Here is a 16,333-nt window from a genome sequence, read left to right on the forward strand (position 1 = left end):
CGCACGCGGGCGCTGAATTCAGCCTTTGCGGTCGCCCTGCCCGTTCGCGTCGCTCGCGCCGGGATCGTTAGCCGCAGCGCCCGCTACCCCAGACCCTTCAGACGCGCCAGCTGCGTCAGGTGCGCCACCGGGCGTAACACCCGCCTGCGCATGAGCGCCACGCGCGAGCCGCCACGCGATCGCCCCGAGCGAAGCGACGGCCAGTAGCAGCGCCGCCCATAGCAAATAGCGGCGCATCGCATCCGGATCCTTCGCGGACTGTGCCCTCGCGGCCTGCTCGGGTGACAGCGCGTCACCCACACGCGCCGTCGCGGGCACCGCTGAGGCCCCCATCAACAGATCGTCGCGGCTCACCGCCGAGGACACCGTCGTCGCACTGCCCACCGCCAACGTGAACGGGGCACTCCCACGCGCGACGAACGTCAGCGTCGCCGGACGCCAGCCCGCGGCAACGGTCAGTGTCCCGCTGCCGAGTCCGCCGTTGCGCGGGTCGACCACCACACGCCATTGACGATCCGTGTCCGGCGTCAATTCGAGCGAAGGATTACTTTGCTCCACCTCGCCGTTGTGCAGGCGGAACAACGTCGCGCCCGCGACTTCGCGCCACGGCGTATCCAGCCCCGTTCGCGAATAGACGACCGCTGGCGCGACGGTATTCGGCTGCGGCAGGTTCAGGCGCAACCGGTCCACGGGATACGGGCCGCCAGTGCTGAAGAAATACTCGCCGGGTTTCGGCCCCGCGTGCGCGACGATGCCGTCACGCCACGCCCGGTCCGCGCGCTGTGCGGGGTCGGCGGCAAGCGCCTGTATCTCCATGTCCATCGAATCGACATACGGCGTGCCGTCGAGCCAGCGCAACCGCAGGTAGCGCACGCGCGTGCCGTCCAGCTCGATCCGGTCCTGACTCAGCGTGCTGCCGTTGTAACTGACCTTGAGGAGTTGCGCATCGCCGGCGGGTTGCCAGTGACGCAAATCGTCGCTCGATTCGACTGTAACGCGCCCCTGGTAATTGTCGTCGCGCAGGTGCACGACTAGCGCAGTCACGCGGCTCGTTTGAGACACGCGTCCGAGGTCGATCAGGTCGGTGTCGTGTTGCGCGCGGGCCGGCGGCGCCGAGGGCGCGCGCAGCGAACCGTCGGCGCCGATCGTCACGCCGAGCGGCGCGCCGGAACTGCCGGCGGCGGTGGGCGGCAACGGAAACCAGCGCGCCTGACGCAGCGTGGACGGTGTGCGCGCGGACTCGCGTGGCGCATCGAGCGAGTACGGCACGGGCTCGCCCGTACCGTTGAAGACGCGCAAATCGCCGAGATCGTGACGCTGGCTTGCCGCGTAGACGGCCGCCGGCAGTGTCACGCTGTAGTACGCGGCGCCGTCGTCGATTTGAAGCGCGAAATGCTGCGCGAAATCATCGGCTGCAAGAGCGACCGCGGGCGCGGACGCCCACGTCGCCACGATTGCAAAACACCAGCCGGTCAATGTAAAGACACGCTTCATTGCTTAGTTTCCACGACCAGAGCCTTAGGCGGTAACGGCGAGAAGTAGCCGATCAGCAACAACATCAAACCGATGCCGATAAACGAAACGATCCGCTCGATCCCGGTCACGTGAGACAGGTCGAACAGGAACAGCTTGACCACGGTCGCCGCCAGCAGCGCGCCGCCGATGAACCAGAACATCCGGCTCGCCCGGCGCGTCGCCCAGATCATCATGGCAAGCGCGCACACGGTCCAGAATACCGATATTGACGCCTGCACGAGCATCGAGTGTGACATGGTCTCGAACTCGTACGGCACGCCGGTCCAATGATGCAGCGTGCGCAGCAGCATGGCGTTCAGCCAGAAGAATCCGGTCGCGCCGGCCGCCACCTGCAAAGGCACGCGATATTCGCCGATCGGCACGCCGAGCCGGTGAATCCGCACGAGCCAGAACGCCGCCAGCGCGAATATCACCGCCTGCACCAGGTCGAGCGGATTGAGCAACGGAAGACGCGCCCATGTGCCGCCGTCCTGCGTCAGGTTCGCGAAGAACGTCCATATCCACATCACCAGCACGAGCGGGGTCGACGCAATCGCGCACAGCCGCACGATACTGTCGCGGCGCGCGAGCCACAACCCGGCAAAAGCAAACGCGCTCCAGCCGAGCAGAAACACCTGCTGCAGACTGAACGACGCGAGCACCGCATCGACATCGTACGCCGCGTGAAAGTGATGATGCAGCGTGCGCAAAAGCAGCGCGTTGAACCATAGGAACAATGTGGCGAGCACCAGGTAGTCGAAGGCGCGCGGATGCCATTGCACACCCAATGCGCGCAGTCTGCGCAGCCATACCGCGCAGGCGACGAACGCGAGGATCTGCGCGACGTCGAGCGGATTGAGGATCGGCAGCCACATGAGCGGCGCGGCGCTGCCGTCGCTCATCACGCTCGCGATACTCCACGCCCACAGCAGAACGGCGAGCGGCGCCGCGGCCCACACCTGATACGCCTGCATGAAGCGCGCGACCGGCCAGCGCACACGGTGGCCGGCGCCCGCCACCAACAGCAGCAGCACGCCGAAGCCGTACGCCCACGCGCTCCAGCTCCATGCACCTTCGGGCACGTAGGCCCGCAAACCCCAGTAGCCTTCGAGCGCGGCGAGCGCGCCGGCCGTCCAGAACATCAGCGTATGCAGCGGCGCGAGCAGGATGTCGCTGACGTCACGTTGCTGGCGCCACAACAGCCCGTACGCCGAGAGCACGGCGAGCGCGCAGACCAGCCAGCCGTAGCCGCTCACGGGCGCCATGCCTAGCGTGAAGAGGCCCGCAGTCAGCAGCGCGAGGACCGGCACGAGCGCCAGCGCCGGCAATTCGGCAAGCGGCCAGCGCAGCGTGCGGCGCGCGCCGTGAGCGAGCCACGCCGTCAGCACGGCAAAGAGCGCGACGGCGGCGGTGTCGAAGCGGGCGCGGTCGTAGCCAAGATGGGCGCTCGTGTACGCATGGATTTCGTACAGGCCGCCGAAGGTCCACCACAACAAACCCCACACGCTCGCGACGAGGCCGATCTGCGGCATCCACAGGTGCCACTCGCCTGCTTCGCTGCGGCCATGCAAACGCCATCCCGTGAAGATGCCCGCGAACGCGATCAGCACGGACGCGATGTAGGCGCCGTTCAGGACCGGCCAGATGCTCGCGTCGTGGCTCTGCGTAATCGTGCCGACCGCGTAGGCGCCCGCCGCCGCCAGTTGCAGCAGCAGGCCGAAACCGAACGCGGTCAGGCGTCGCTGGCGCACGGCGAGCCACGTGAGCGCAGCGCCTTCGATGGCCCAGGTCGCGCTCGTCGTCGGTCCCGTGAACGCGAGCGGCACAGCGAGCGTGGCGAAGATCACCGCCAGCGCGAGCATGGCCTCGAACATCATGCCGAGGCGTTCGCGGCGCCGCGAGAGCCAGCCCGCGATTGCAAGGTAGAACGCGGCCAGCGCCACCGCGCTCCACGCCAGGCCGAACTCGGTGTTCTTCATCAACGCGGCTTGCAGGCCGATCGCCACCAGCGGCATGCCGAACACCAGCGTACCGTCGACGTAATGCTTGAGCGCGATTTCGCGCCGCACCGCGTAGAGCAGCGCGATGCCGACGTACATCAGGAAGAACAGAATCAGGAACGGCTCGGTGCTGGCGAGCAACTCGGGGCGGTAGGCCATCACGCCCCACGCGGCGCCGATCGAAAACGTGAACACGAAGCCGAGCAGATTCAACGGGCGCCACGCCTTGAACCAGGCGATCGCGAAGATGCCCGCGTTGAGCAGCGCGTAGTAGCCGAACAGCATCACATGACTGCCGACGCCGGTCGACAGCAATACCGGCGCGAGAAACCCCCCCGCGCTGCCCATGAAGGCTAGCGACGCAGCGTTCTGCCGCACCGCCAGAAACGCGCTGAGCGCGCAGATCGCGACCATCAGCGGCAAGGCCGCGCACGCCGGTAATAAGTGGTAAAGCCTCGTGGCCGCGAACACGGTCAGATACAGCGCGCCGACGCCGCCGCCCTGCAGGATCAGCCCATACGCGCCGCGTCGCTCGCCGATGCGCCAGCCGAGCACGAGCAAAGCCGTCGCCGCCAACGCTACACCGGCGAGGCGGAATTCGATCGGCAGCAGGCTGTTGTCAGCGGCGTACTTGAGCAGGAAGGCAATGCCGAAAAACAGCACGATGATGCCGACCCGCACGACCGTGTTGCCACCTAAAAGCCAGTCGCGGCCCGCTTTGAAGAGACGTTCGGCGAGACCGGGGACACGCGGAGGCGCGGGTGGTGAAGGTGGTACGGGAGGCAGCGGCGTTGACGCTGTCGCGGAAACGGGTTGTGCGGTCAGGGCGACTGGAGAGGCGCCTTGTGCGCCGGGTATGCCAGGTACACCGGCTACGCTTGGTACGCCTGGTGCACCACGAGCGCCCGTTGCGCCGGCTGCGCTCGCCGCACTCGGAGCGGCCGGTACCATCGCTTCGGCGCTTGTCGATGAGCGCGCGGCGGCGAGTTGCGTCGCCGGCACCTCAGGCTGCGGACGTGCCGTCTGCTCATTTGCAGGCGTGATCGCGTAAGGACTCGACGCGGCCTCCGATGGCCGCGGCTTGAACGCCGCGGTGTCGGCGGCCTGCGCGTGAGTATCCGTAGCACCCTCGCCGTCTCCCGCACGCAACTGACGAATCTCGCCGCGCAACGCGACGATCTCCCGTTCGAGCCGCTCGACGCGCGCCGCCAGTTCACCCGGAGGATTCCAGCTATCAGTTGCGACCGCTTTGGCAGCAGGCTGCGTCGCGGCATTCGAAGACTTCTTTTGCAGCAGACGCGAAAACGCAAAACCGGCCGCGGCGCCCAGCAGTGCGCCGAGGCGGATCGAGAAATCGTTCGACAAGGCGGCCAGCATGCCGACCACCGCGCCGAGCACGGTCAATATCACGCTCATCGCATCCCTCTTTTTATTGCGTTCTGTAGCGAGATTTGTTTGGTCACGCACGGATTAATCCGCGAGTATTACGTCAACGATACGGCGAAAATCGGCGCGCAGAATACCATGTAAATTGCGCCTTCGAGCCAACAATAAAGTGAATGGCGCATATGCAAAGATGCTTAATGATTTTTCCGACGACATTCCGCCATTCATCCCCACCAGATCGATTCCCGCAGACGCGCAATCCGCACTGGCGAATACCTCGATCAGATCAGCCGGTGAATTAGCCAACTGTGGCAATGGCCACTACCGGAGCGCATCTTACAAGGGCATCGGTCGGATCACGCGGGGTCGTCAATACAGCCCCGTCACGGCGGGCGCTCACGACAGGCTGCCAACCATGTCAAAATTCGCCACCGGCCATCGGGCCATCCCTCTCCCACATTTCATCCAAGGAAGTTGCAGTGGACATCAACAAACAGGTCGCGGCCCTCACCGCTTCGGAACTCCAGACGGCCGGCGCGAGCCAGGCCACGGCGATTGCGGTCAGCGTGCTGCTGCGTCATCTGCGCTCGCCTGAGCTGGCGAAGCTGTTGTCGTCGGCGTTCGAAAACCATCAGGCGGTCATGCTGCAAACGCCCTGGCCCGAGCCGATGTTGCAGGCGTTCGAATCGACCCGCCGTTTTCTCGAAGGCGCCGCGCAAGCGGACCTGCCGGGCACACAAGCGCCTGCGCAAACGCCGGACGCCTGAGCGCGGCCGGGGCCGCTTCAGGAAGACGCCGCGAGCAGCGCGCCGAGCCAGGCGCGCAGCGCCGATATCTCCTCCTCGCACACTGAATGCGACATCGGATACGCGCTCCAGTCCACCTTGCAACCTCGCGTGATCGCAAAGTCGCGCGCGGCCTCCCCTAGCTGGATCGGTAACACGTCGTCGTATAGGCCATGCGCGGCAAAGATCGGCGTGCTACGGTTCGCGGCGCTCAAGCGGCTGTCAATCAAGCCCGGCGACGGTACATAGCCCGACAACACGATCAAGCCGGCGAGTGTCTCGGGGTGCGTCAGCCCTGCTGAATAGGTCATCGCCGCGCCTTGCGAAAAACCCGCAAGAAAGATGTTCGAAGTCGGAATGCCACGCCGGTTCTGCGCTTCGATCAATTGCCGCACGGTTGCGCAAGACGATTCGATACCCGCTTCGTCAACTCGCTCATTAATGCCCTGAAACGAGCGGATGTCATACCACGCGCGCATCACGTAGCCGTTGTTCGCGGTAACGGCAATCTCCGGCGCATTGGGAAACACGAAGCGCACGGCAGGCGCATCGTTGAGACGCAGTTCGGGCACGAGCGACACGAAGTCGTTGGCGTCGGCGCCGAGACCGTGCATCAGGATCACGGCGAACGTGGGATTCGGCGCACTTTCAATTTCAATGGTGGGCGGTTGCTCGGTCATGTATCGCGACTACTCGGTTTCAGAAAATGTTCAGAGGATCGGGATGAGTACAGGCAGGATACCGCCAAGCGAGACAAGGCACACCAGTCATCTCGATTGTCATCGCGTCCAGTCGTCAAAGTCGGACGCGATCACGGCTCGCCTCCTTCCCCTCTTCCTCCAAAGCCCCCTGCTACTCCGATTGTCGATTGCAGGACGCTCGATTCAAAGCCTGGCTCCTCTCGCCTCGGCCCGCGACCGCGCCCGCCCGCGTCCTGGCGCGCTCCGCGCCGGCGCGACGACCTCAGCGAGCAGTTCCTCGTGCAGCGTTCGCAAGACCTCGACGAACGCCGACGCCAGTCGCTCTCGCGGCCTGTGCGGAGGAAACAGCAGATAGGTCTGAAAGCGCGTGGCCGGGAGGAATGGGCGAATCGCGATTGCCGGCCCGGCGAAGTCGCGCGCGACGATCGGATGCGCGAGCGTCACGCCCATGCCGTGGCGAACCATCTCGCAGCACATCGCGGCGTATTGCGCCTCGATCGACATGACGCGCTGCACGCCCGCGCGCTGGAACACTTCGTCCATCAAGGTGCGCGTGCCGTCGCCGTGACACAGCGAAATAAACGGCTCGCCTTCCAGATCCTCCGGCTTGATGCTGCGCTTCGCCGCCAGCCGATGCGCCGCCGGCATCACGCAAACGGCAGCCACGTCAGATAGCTGTTCGACCTCGCAATCGGATGCCTCGCTGACATACACCGCCACGCCGAGATCGCAAAATTGCGACGCCGTCCAATGATTGACCGTGCCCGACGTATTCACGTGCAGCGACACGGTGACATCTGGAAATAGCTCGACAAAACGCTTGATGGCATGCGGCACCAGCGTCATGCCCGCCGAAGGCATCGCCGCGATGCGCAGACGCCCGCTGCCAAGATTGCGAATCTGCGCCGCGGCATTCGCCAACCCCTGCAAGCCGACAAATGCGCGTTCGACTTCGCGAAAGAACGCTTCGCCCTCGCTGGTCGGAATCAGCCGCACGCCGCTGCGCTGAAAAAGTTGCAACCCCGTGTCGCGCTCGAGTTGCGCGATCAGACGGCTCACGTTCGGCTGCGACGTGAAGAGCGCCTTGGCCGCGGCGGTCATCGACCCCGACACCATCACCGCGCGGAACGCCTCGATGTGCTTGAGATTCATCCGTATTCTCCCTTAGACGACGCCCTTCAATCCATATCATCCATGCATAGATAGGTATTTTATTCGTATTGGACGACATGACTAACCGGCGCGACACTGCATTCTAACGACGGGCAGCGAAGCCCGCCTCCCCACACCGGAACTGGAGATCGTCGTCATGAGAAGAGCGTTGCATCGCCGCCTGTCCGCCCCGTCCCACCCTGCCGTCGCGGCGCTTTTATGCGCCTCCGCCCTCGCTGCTCCGCTATTCGCGCAGGCCGACACGACGCTCTATGTCGCCAACGTCGGCTGCTCGAACGAGCAGCTCTACCGGCAGAAAATCATCCCGCCGTTCGAGAAGGCGCATAACGTCAAGATCGTCTACGTCGCCGGCAATTCGAGTGATACGCTCGCCAAGCTGCAGGCGCAGAAAGGCCATCAGCAGATCAACGTCGCGGTCATGGACGATGGTCCCATGTACCAGGCGATGCAGCTGAACCTGTGCGCGAAGCTCGACGACGCGCCCGTGATGAAAGACGTCTACCCGCTCGCGAAGCTCGGCCCGAGCGCGATCGGCGTCGGCATGGTGGCGACCGGCATCGGCTACAACGAGGAGGCCTTCAAAAAGGCCGGCCTGCCGCCACCCGACTCGTGGAAGGCGCTCACCGACAGCGGCATCAAGGGCAAACTCGGCGTGCCGCCGATCACCAATACCTATGGTCTTCATACGCTCGTGATGCTTGCGCGCCTTTCCGGCGGCGGCGAGAAGAACATCGATCCCGGCTTCACCGCGATGACCAAGGAAGTCGCGCCGAACGTGCTGTCCTGGGCGCCGACGCCCGGCGAGATGGACGGCCAGATGCAGTCCGGCGACGTGATTCTCGCGCCGTACGGCAGCGGCCGCGCCGTCGCCTTGCAGAACACCGGCTTCCCGCTCAAGTTCATTTACCCGAAGGAAGGCGCGGTCGCGTTGCAGGTGGCGGCCTGCGCGATCGCGGAGAACGCGCAGCCGCAGTTGTCGCAGCAGTTCGTGCAGTACCTGTTGAGTCCGGAAGTGCAGGCATTGCAGGCGCAAGGCATCGGTCTGGGTCCGGTCAACAAGACCGTCAAGCTCACGCCTGAGATCGCCGCCCGCGTGCCCTACGGTCCCGAGCAGATCTCGAAGCTGACCGCGATGGACTGGGCCACGATCAACCAGCATCGGACCGAATGGACCGAGCGCTGGAACCGTTCGGTCGAACGCTGAAGTGCGGCACCAGCAGGTTCCTCGCGCGGCGCGCGATCTGATGAAGGAGCGAGGCGCATGGCCTTCCTGACTCTGCAAGGCATCTCGAAACGCTACGGCGATTTCACGGCGGTCGATCAACTCGATCTTGCCGTCGAACGCGGCGAACTGCTCTCGCTGCTCGGACCCTCCGGCTGCGGCAAGACCACCACGCTGCAAATGGTCGCGGGCTTCGTCACACCGACGACGGGCCGCATTCTGCTCGATGGCCGCGACATCACCCACGAACGTCCCGAGAAGCGCGGCATCGGCGTGGTGTTCCAGAGCTATGCGCTGTTTCCGCACATGACGGTGGCGGGCAACGTCGGCTTCGGGCTGGAGATGCGCAAGGTCAGGCGCAAGGAGCGCGATGAGCGCGTCGCCGAAGCGCTTTCCCTCGTGCGCCTGAAAGGCCTCGGGCACCGCTATCCGAAGGAACTGTCGGGCGGCCAGCGCCAGCGCGTGGCGATTGCGCGCGCCATCGCCATGCAGCCGGAACTGCTGCTGCTCGACGAGCCGATGTCCAACCTCGACGCCAAGCTGCGCGAAGAGATGCACATCGAATTGCGCGCGATCCAGAAGCGCCTCGGCATCACGACGATTCTCGTCACGCACGATCAGGTCGAAGCGATGACCATGAGCGACCGCATCGCGGTGATGCATCGCGGCGCCATTGCCCAGCTCAGCACGCCGTACGACGCGTACGAGCGTCCCGCCACGCCGTTCGCCTCGACGTTTCTCGGGCGCACCAACGCGTTTTCCGGCGAGGTGCTGCGCCGCAATCCGCGCTGCGCGGAAGTCGCCGTCGCCGGCACGACGCTGCATGTGCCGCATGAAGGCCGTCATGTCGACGGCACGGTGAACGTCTATATCCGTCCGGAAAAGGTTCATCTGGCCAATGGCGATGCCCGCGTGCGCGGCCGCATCGCGACGCGTGTCTTCGTTGGCAATCAATGGCTGCTCGAAGTGGACACCGAACTCGGCAAGCTGCGCGTCGCGCAACCGAACCACGGCGCGCCGCCGCCCGAGGAAGGCCACGAAGTCGGCCTCGCATGGACCGACGACGACCTGCGCGTGCTCACGCAAGACAATCAGGAGAGCGCTCATGGCCACGCTTGACGACGCCCGTCCCGGCGCCGCGCCGTGGCTGCTGTCGGGGCCCGCGCTGCTGCTGTTCGTCGGCTTGTTGCTGGTGCCGCTGCTGCTCACGCTAATGCTGTCGTTCCGCGTGTTCAGCGATACGGCCGGCGTCACTGCCGCCTATACGCTCGCGAACTACTGGGAAGTTGTCAGCGACCCGTACTACGGCACGATCTTCCTGCGCACCGCCGGCCTCGCCTTCGCCGTCACGCTGCTGTCCATCGTGCTCGGCGTGCCGGAGACCATCGTGCTCGCGCGCATGAAGCGTCCGTGGCAGTCGCTGTGTCTCCTGATCGTGCTCGGGCCGCTGCTCATCTCTGTAGTGGTGCGCACACTCGGCTGGCAGATTCTGCTGGGCAACAACGGCGTGCTGAACAACGTGCTCCAGGCACTGCATGTGACCGACGAACCCATCCGCCTCGTCTTCACGATGACCGGCATGATCATCGCGCTCACGCACGTGCTGGTGCCCTTCATGGTGATGTCGGTGTGGGCGACCATGCAGAAGCTCGACCCGCAAGTGGAATGGGCCGGCCGCTCGCTCGGCGGCTCGCCGTTCGCGGTGTTCCGCCGCGTGGTGCTGCCGCAGATCATGCCGGGCGTGCTGTCGGGCTCGATCATCGTGTTCGCCTTGTCGGCATCGGCGTTCGCCACGCCGGCATTGATCGGCGGCCGGCGCCTCAAGGTGGTCGCCACCGCCGCCTACGACGAGTTCCTCGGTACGTTGAACTGGCCGCTCGGCGCGAGCATCGCCGTGCTGCTGCTGATCGCCAACGTGGCGATCGTAATGGGTTGCAGCCGCCTCGCCGAGCGCCGCTTTCAGCACATCTTCGATTGAGCGGGAGACAGCGATCATGAAACAGAACGGCATTCTCGGGCTCGTCTACAACGCGTTCTTTCTGACCTTCATCCTCGCGCCGCTCGCGGTGGTGATGCTGGTGGCCTTCACCGACAAGGGCTTCATCTCGATGCCTTTCGATGGCGCGTCGCTGCGCTGGTTCCGCGCGATTATCGAGAACGGCGACATCGTGGCGGCGTTCTGGTTGTCGGTGCGGCTCGCGTTCGCGGCGGCGAGCATCGGCGTGCTGCTCGCGGTGCCCGCCGCGCTGGCGATCGCACGCTATCGCTTTCCGGGTCGCGCCGCGCTCACCAGCTTCTTCCTCTCGCCGATGATGATTCCCGCGGTCGTGCTCGGCATCGCGTTCCTGCGCTTTCTGTCGCTGCTGCATCTGTCGGGATCGTTCTGGTCGCTGGTCTGCGCGCACGTCATTATCGTGCTGCCGTATGCATTGCGGCTCGCGCTGTCGTCGGCCGTCGGGCTCGATCGCGATGCCGAACGCGCCGCGCTCTCCTGTGGCGCGAACCGCTTCACCGCGTTTCGCCGCGTGGTCCTGCCAATGATCCGCACCGGCGTGGCGGGCGGCTGGGTGCTGTCGTTCATTCAGAGTTTCGACGAACTGACCATGACCATCTTCGTCGCGACACCGGGCACGACCACGCTGCCCGTCGCCATGTACAACCAGATCGCGCAGACGATCGATCCGCTGGTCGCTTCGGTGTCGGCGGTGCTGATCGTCGGCACGGTCCTTCTGATGGTTCTGCTCGACCGCATGGTCGGACTGGATCGTATTCTGATCGGAGAAACCCGATGACATTGACTAGTAGCGCCAGCCCCGACGTCCTTGCGGATGTGGTGGTTGTGGGCGGCGGCCTCGTCGGCTCGGCCGTGGCCTACGGGCTCGCTCGCGAAGGCGCGCGCGTGACCGTGCTCGACGAAGACGACGGCGGCTTTCGCGCGTCGCGCGGCAATTTCGGCCTCGTCTGGATTCAGGGCAAGGGCTATGGCCTGTCGCCTTATGCACGCTGGTCGCGCAGCTCGGCCACACGCTGGCCCGGACTCGCGCAAGCGCTGCTGAAGGAAACGGGCGTGGACGTCGCGTTGCGTCAACCAGGCGGCTTTCACTTCTGCTTCAACGACAACGAACTCGCTGAACGCGAGAAACGCCTCTCGACGCTGCAGATCGAGCTCGGCGATTACCCCTACCAGATGCTCGACGCCGCCGAAGTCCGCGCGCGCATACCGCACATCGGCCCTGCGGTGATCGGCGCGAGCTATTCGCCGATGGACGGTCACGTGAATCCGCTCAAGCTCCTGCGCGGCCTGCATACCGCCATGCAGGCGCGGGGCGTGCGGCTCGTGTCGGGCGAACGCGCGGAGCGCATCGAACCGCAAACGCAGGGCTTCGTCGTGCACGGAAAGCGCGGGACGTATCGCGCGGCGCGGGTCGTACTCGCCGCGGGACTCGGCAATCGCGCGCTTGCGCCGTTCGTCGGGCTCGACGCGCCGGTCGCGCCCAATCGCGGGCAGGTGCTGGTGAGCGAACGTGTCGCTCGCTTTCTCGACTATCCGACGCTCAACGTGCGCCAGACCGACGAGGGCAGCGTGCAGTTCGGCGATTCGATGGAAGAAGTCGGCTTCAACGATTTCACCACCACGCACGTGCTGGCCGACATCGCACGGCGCGGCGTGCGTGCGTTCCCGATGTTGCAGCACGTGCGGCTCGTGCGCATGTGGGCTGCGTTGCGTGTCTATAGCCCCGACGGTTTTCCGATCTACGACCACTCCGACGCGCACCCCGGCGCGTTCGTCGTCACCTGCCATAGCGGCGTGACGCTGGCGGCCGCGCATGCGCTGCGCGTCGCGCCGTGGATCATGGGCGCGCCGATGCCCGAGGAACTGCCCCATTTCTCCGCGCGACGCTTCGAGCACGCCGGCGAACTGACTCCCGCTCATTGAATTCGACATGACTACCCAATCGACTCATTCGCTTTTCAAGCCACTGCCGGGCGCGCAAGGTGCGGCCGCCACGACCGTCGCCATCTGGTTCAACGACCAGCCGCTGTTCGTGCCGGGCGGCTGCTCCGTCGCGGCGGCCCTGCTCGGTGCGGGGATATCGCGCTTTCGCGCGACGCCCGTGTCCGGCGCAGCGCGCGCGCCCTTCTGCATGATGGGCGCGTGCTTCGAATGCCTCGTCGAGATCGACGGCATGCCGAGCCGCCAGGCCTGCATGGTCGAAGTCAAAGCCGGCATGCGCATCCGCTCGCAGGAAGGCGCGCGCGATCTGCCGCCCTTCGGCACGACTGGCATGACCGACGCACCGCTGGAGAACGCCCATGACCGCTGATTTCGCTTCCGAAGCCGTCGACGTCGTCGTGGTCGGCGCCGGTCCCGCCGGCATGAGCGCGGCGACGCGCGCGGCGCGTGCCGGCCTCTCGACCGTGCTGATCGACGAACAGGACGCCGTGGGCGGCCAGATCTATCGCGCCATCGGCCGCGCCGATGCGCGCCGCAAGGAGATTCTCGGGCCGGACTACGCGGCGGGCGCTGCCATCGCCGAAGCGTTCGCGGCCTCGGGCGCGCGGCATCTGACCCATGCGACCGTGTGGCAGGTCACGCGCGAGCGCGGCGTCAATTATCTGCAGGACGGCAAAATCGGCAGCTTCGACGCGCAACGCGTGATTCTCGCCAGCGGCGCACTGGAGCGGCCCTTTCCGATTCCCGGCTGGACGCTGCCTGGCGTGCTGACGGCGGGCGCGGCGCAGATCCTGTTGAAGAGCGCGGGCGAAGTGCCCGCAGCGCCGCCGGTGCTCGCGGGCTGCGGACCGCTGCTGTATCTGCTCGGCTGGCAATACGTGCGCGGCGGCGTGCCAATCCGCGCGCTCGTCGATACCACGCGTCACGAAGACCGCTGGCGCGCGAAGCGTCACATGTTGGCGGCGCTGCGCGCGTGGCCGTTCCTGAGCAAAGGCTTGCAACTGATCCGCACGCTGCGCGAAGCGAACGTGCCGATCTTCGACGCGGCGGACGATCTGCGCGTGGAAGCACGCATCGGCACGGATCACAGCGAGCGCGCCGCCGCGCTCCACTTCACGACGCAAGGCACGGCGCATCGTATCGAAGCCGATGTGATCCTGCTGCATCAGGGCGTCGTGCCGAACACGCAATTCACGCAAGCGCTGCGCGCCGCGCACCGCTGGGACGACGCGCAACTCTGCTTCACTCCGAAAGTCGATGCGTGGGGCGAACTGGACGTGCCCGGCATCTTCGTCGCGGGCGATGGCGCGGGCATCGGCGGCGCGCAGGCGGCGGCCCTGCAGGGCACGCTCGCGGGTCTCGCGGCGGCCGCGCAGCTCGGCGCGATCACGTCCGAGTCGCGCGATGCCGAAGCTCTCACGCAGCGCCGCGCGCTCGCGGGCGTCATGCGCATCCGGCCTTTTCTCGACAGCCTGTATCGTCCGCGCGACATCAACCGCATTCCGCGCGACGAGACCATCGTATGCCGTTGCGAGGAAGTCACCGCGGGCGAGTTGCGCAAGTTCGTCGAGCTCGGCTGTGTCGGACCGAATCAGGCGAAGTCGTTCGGACGCTGCGGCATGGGTCCGTGTCAGGGACGCATGTGCGGGCTCACGGTGACGGAAGTGATCGCCGATGCGCGCCGCGTCTCGCCCGCCGAAGTCGGCTACTACCGCATCCGTCCGCCGATCAAGCCGCTCACGCTCGGAGAACTCGCCGGTGAGTGACAAGACCGCTATCCAGGAAGCCGATGTCCTTGTGGTCGGCGGCGGGCTGCACGGCACGAGCAGCGCGTTCCACCTGGCGCGGCGCGGCGTGAAGGTGATCGTGCTCGAAGCCGACTATGTCGCGCGTCATTCGTCGGGCGTGAACGCGGGCGGCGTGCGCACGCTGGGCCGTCCGTTGCCCGAAATTCCGCTCGCGCTGATGTCGCGGGAAATCTGGCACGGCATGACCGAACTGCTCGGTGAGAACGGCGGCTTCGTGGCTTCCAGTCAGTTGAAGATCGCTGAAACGGACGATGAACTCGAAGCGTGTCGCCAGCGCGTCGCGCTGCTCGAATCGCATGGATTCACGCACGAGAAGGTGATCGACCGCGACACCGTGCTCGAACTCGAGCCGGCGCTGGCGCGGCATGTCACGGGCGGCATCTGGGTCGAGCGCGACGGCTACGCGCTGCCTTATCGAACCACGACGGCCTTTCGGATCGCCGCACAGCGGCTCGGCGCACGTTTTCTGGAAGGCACTCCCGTGCGCCGCATCGAGCAGCGCGGCACGAGATGGTTCGCCGTCACGCCGCATGGCACGTTCAGCGCGAACCAGTTGCTCGTCACCGCGGGCGCATGGTCCGGCGAATTGGCGAAACAGGTCGGCGAACCCGTGCCGGTGCATCCCGAAGGTCTGATGCTGATGGTCACGCATCGCGTCGCGCCTTTCTGCCGCGCGACGCTCGGCGCAACGGGCCGGCCGCTGTCCTTCAAGCAGTTCGACAACGGCACGGTGGTGATCGGCGGCAAACTGATCGGCATCGCGGACCTGGCGAATCGTCACGGCGAAGTCGATTTCGCCCGCCTCGTGCGCAGCGCGCGGACCGTGACCGATCTGTTTCCCCATCTGCGCAAACTCGGCGTGAATCGCGCGTGGGCCGGTGTCGAAGCTTTTACGGAAGATGAACTGCCGGTGATTTCCGCGAGCCGCCAGGCGTCGAATCTGTATTACTCGTTCGGCTATTGCGGCAGCGGCTTCCAGCTCGGGCCGGGTTGCGGCAAGCTCGTGTCCGAACTGATGCTGGACGGCACGCCGTCCGTTTCGCTCGATGCGTTTGCCATCGATCGCTTTAGCCGCAACGCAGCGGCTTCCCGCATGGACGCTTCGCATCTCGTGACGCACTAACCGGTTTTATTTTTTTTCTCCGTCGCGGCTTCGGTCGATGCGCGCGGCGGTTTCATTCGCCTTCAAGTGGAGAGAGTGTCATGACCGATATCGTTCGTATCGAAACCAATCAACGTATGAGCCGCGTCGTCAAAGCTGGTGGCCTCGTGTTCGTCGGCGGCCAGACTTCCGCCGATCACACCCCTGACGTCAAACTCCAGACCGCAAAGGTGCTGGAAAAGATCGACGGCTATCTGGAGAAGGCCGGCATCGACAAGACGCGTCTCGTGTCCGCACAAGTCTGGCTCGCGGACATTGCCCGTGATTTCGCAGGCATGAACGAGGTGTGGGACGAGTGGGTTCCGCAAGGACACGCACCGGCGCGCGCGACGGTGCAAGCGAAGCTTGCCGCGCCCGAGTTGCTCGTCGAGATCGCGGTCGTGGCAGCTTTTCTGTAGAAGCAGCTCGCCCGGTGGCGATGACTCGGTAGCCGCGCTTCAAATACTCCTCAACCATCGCGAAGCGAAGGCCGCGCGACGCGCCAATAAGGAGAACGGTTTTCTGCGAAGGTGTGGTTTGCATTGGCATCCTCGATAAACGAAGCCGCTCTCGAACCTGAACGTGACGAGAGCGATCCTTCTGGGTCAATCACGCAAACCAGCGGCATCCTCGTTTAGAGAATGACC

At 65.5% G+C, this 16,333-nt stretch carries 14 protein-coding genes and 1 pseudogene; 10 read left to right on the plus strand and 5 right to left on the minus strand.

The window, feature by feature from the left end; genetic code table 11:
- Nucleotides 1-18: 18 nt before the first annotated feature.
- Nucleotides 19-1,494 (minus strand): DUF3999 domain-containing protein, encoded by a 1,476-nt coding sequence (locus tag PQR32_RS10175; RefSeq protein WP_408225297.1) that lies wholly within the window; start codon nt 1,492-1,494, stop codon nt 19-21.
- Nucleotides 1,491-4,931: a DUF2339 domain-containing protein gene (locus tag PQR32_RS10180; protein WP_408225300.1), complete on the minus strand. Its 3,441-nt coding sequence runs from the start codon at nt 4,929-4,931 to the stop codon at nt 1,491-1,493. Before PQR32_RS10180 ends, PQR32_RS10175 begins: the two co-directional genes overlap by 4 nt.
- A gap of 449 nt (nt 4,932-5,380) precedes the next feature.
- Between PQR32_RS10180 and PQR32_RS10185 the strand changes: the two genes are divergently transcribed.
- A complete protein-coding gene (locus tag PQR32_RS10185) occupies nt 5,381-5,668 on the plus strand; it encodes a hypothetical protein (protein WP_106283485.1) in 288 nt (95 codons plus the stop codon).
- Nucleotides 5,669-5,685: 17 nt separating this feature from the next.
- Here PQR32_RS10185 and PQR32_RS10190 read toward each other — a convergent pair whose 3' ends face one another.
- Nucleotides 5,686-6,366, minus strand: coding sequence for an alpha/beta hydrolase (locus PQR32_RS10190; protein WP_408225302.1), 681 nt, complete (start codon nt 6,364-6,366; stop codon nt 5,686-5,688).
- A gap of 204 nt (nt 6,367-6,570) precedes the next feature.
- A complete protein-coding gene (locus PQR32_RS10195; RefSeq protein WP_408225305.1) occupies nt 6,571-7,539 on the minus strand; it encodes a LysR substrate-binding domain-containing protein in 969 nt (322 codons plus the stop codon).
- 157 nt (nt 7,540-7,696) lie between these two features.
- Here PQR32_RS10195 and PQR32_RS10200 point away from each other — a divergent pair, with 157 nt between their 5' ends.
- The 9 genes from PQR32_RS10200 (at nt 7,697) to PQR32_RS10240 (ending at nt 16,105) form a co-directional block, all read left to right on the plus strand.
- Nucleotides 7,697-8,764: an ABC transporter substrate-binding protein gene (locus PQR32_RS10200; RefSeq protein WP_408225308.1), complete on the plus strand. Its 1,068-nt coding sequence runs from the start codon at nt 7,697-7,699 to the stop codon at nt 8,762-8,764.
- A 57-nt stretch (nt 8,765-8,821) separates the two neighbouring features.
- Nucleotides 8,822-9,901, plus strand: coding sequence for an ABC transporter ATP-binding protein (locus PQR32_RS10205; protein WP_408225311.1), 1,080 nt, complete (start codon nt 8,822-8,824; stop codon nt 9,899-9,901).
- Nucleotides 9,888-10,760, plus strand: coding sequence for an ABC transporter permease (locus PQR32_RS10210; protein ID WP_408225314.1), 873 nt, complete (start codon nt 9,888-9,890; stop codon nt 10,758-10,760). Before PQR32_RS10205 ends, PQR32_RS10210 begins: the two co-directional genes overlap by 14 nt.
- Nucleotides 10,761-10,776: 16 nt before the next feature.
- On the plus strand, nt 10,777-11,574 hold the full coding sequence (locus PQR32_RS10215) for an ABC transporter permease (protein ID WP_408225317.1): 798 nt from the start codon (nt 10,777-10,779) through the stop codon (nt 11,572-11,574).
- Nucleotides 11,571-12,719 (plus strand): NAD(P)/FAD-dependent oxidoreductase, encoded by a 1,149-nt coding sequence (locus tag PQR32_RS10220; RefSeq protein ID WP_408225319.1) that lies wholly within the window; start codon nt 11,571-11,573, stop codon nt 12,717-12,719. The genes PQR32_RS10215 and PQR32_RS10220 overlap by 4 nt, the downstream gene beginning before the upstream one ends.
- A gap of 7 nt (nt 12,720-12,726) precedes the next feature.
- Nucleotides 12,727-13,107, plus strand: coding sequence for a (2Fe-2S)-binding protein (locus tag PQR32_RS10225; RefSeq protein ID WP_408225322.1), 381 nt, complete (start codon nt 12,727-12,729; stop codon nt 13,105-13,107).
- Complete coding sequence (locus tag PQR32_RS10230) at nt 13,097-14,503, plus strand: FAD-dependent oxidoreductase (protein ID WP_408225325.1); 1,407 nt, start codon at nt 13,097-13,099, stop codon at nt 14,501-14,503. Before PQR32_RS10225 ends, PQR32_RS10230 begins: the two co-directional genes overlap by 11 nt.
- On the plus strand, nt 14,496-15,668 hold the full coding sequence (locus tag PQR32_RS10235; RefSeq protein ID WP_408225328.1) for an NAD(P)/FAD-dependent oxidoreductase: 1,173 nt from the start codon (nt 14,496-14,498) through the stop codon (nt 15,666-15,668). The genes PQR32_RS10230 and PQR32_RS10235 overlap by 8 nt, the downstream gene beginning before the upstream one ends.
- Nucleotides 15,669-15,748: 80 nt before the next feature.
- Nucleotides 15,749-16,105: a RidA family protein gene (locus PQR32_RS10240; protein ID WP_408225331.1), complete on the plus strand. Its 357-nt coding sequence runs from the start codon at nt 15,749-15,751 to the stop codon at nt 16,103-16,105.
- Here PQR32_RS10240 and PQR32_RS10245 read toward each other — a convergent pair.
- Nucleotides 16,092-16,229 (minus strand): annotated as a pseudogene (locus PQR32_RS10245) (3-oxoacyl-ACP reductase); the annotation flags it as partial. The gene PQR32_RS10240 and the pseudogene PQR32_RS10245 overlap by 14 nt on opposite strands.
- Between the last annotated feature and the right edge of the window lie 104 nt (nt 16,230-16,333).

Source organism: Paraburkholderia dipogonis (assembly GCF_046027395.1).
Classification (GTDB): Bacteria; Pseudomonadota; Gammaproteobacteria; order Burkholderiales; family Burkholderiaceae; genus Paraburkholderia; species Paraburkholderia dipogonis_A.

Coding starts and splice junctions, on each gene's coding strand:
- PQR32_RS10190 (WP_408225302.1), bottom strand. CDS start 6,366: ATGACCGAGCAACCGCCCACCATTGAAATTGAAAGTGCGCCGAATCCC.
- PQR32_RS10215 (WP_408225317.1), top strand. CDS start 10,777: ATGAAACAGAACGGCATTCTCGGGCTCGTCTACAACGCGTTCTTTCTG.
- PQR32_RS10210 (WP_408225314.1), top strand. CDS start 9,888: ATGGCCACGCTTGACGACGCCCGTCCCGGCGCCGCGCCGTGGCTGCTG.
- PQR32_RS10175 (WP_408225297.1), bottom strand. CDS start 1,494: ATGAAGCGTGTCTTTACATTGACCGGCTGGTGTTTTGCAATCGTGGCG.
- PQR32_RS10225 (WP_408225322.1), top strand. CDS start 12,727: ATGACTACCCAATCGACTCATTCGCTTTTCAAGCCACTGCCGGGCGCG.
- PQR32_RS10230 (WP_408225325.1), top strand. CDS start 13,097: ATGACCGCTGATTTCGCTTCCGAAGCCGTCGACGTCGTCGTGGTCGGC.
- PQR32_RS10195 (WP_408225305.1), bottom strand. CDS start 7,539: ATGAATCTCAAGCACATCGAGGCGTTCCGCGCGGTGATGGTGTCGGGG.
- PQR32_RS10205 (WP_408225311.1), top strand. CDS start 8,822: ATGGCCTTCCTGACTCTGCAAGGCATCTCGAAACGCTACGGCGATTTC.
- PQR32_RS10200 (WP_408225308.1), top strand. CDS start 7,697: ATGAGAAGAGCGTTGCATCGCCGCCTGTCCGCCCCGTCCCACCCTGCC.
- PQR32_RS10240 (WP_408225331.1), top strand. CDS start 15,749: ATGACCGATATCGTTCGTATCGAAACCAATCAACGTATGAGCCGCGTC.
- PQR32_RS10180 (WP_408225300.1), bottom strand. CDS start 4,931: ATGAGCGTGATATTGACCGTGCTCGGCGCGGTGGTCGGCATGCTGGCC.
- PQR32_RS10220 (WP_408225319.1), top strand. CDS start 11,571: ATGACATTGACTAGTAGCGCCAGCCCCGACGTCCTTGCGGATGTGGTG.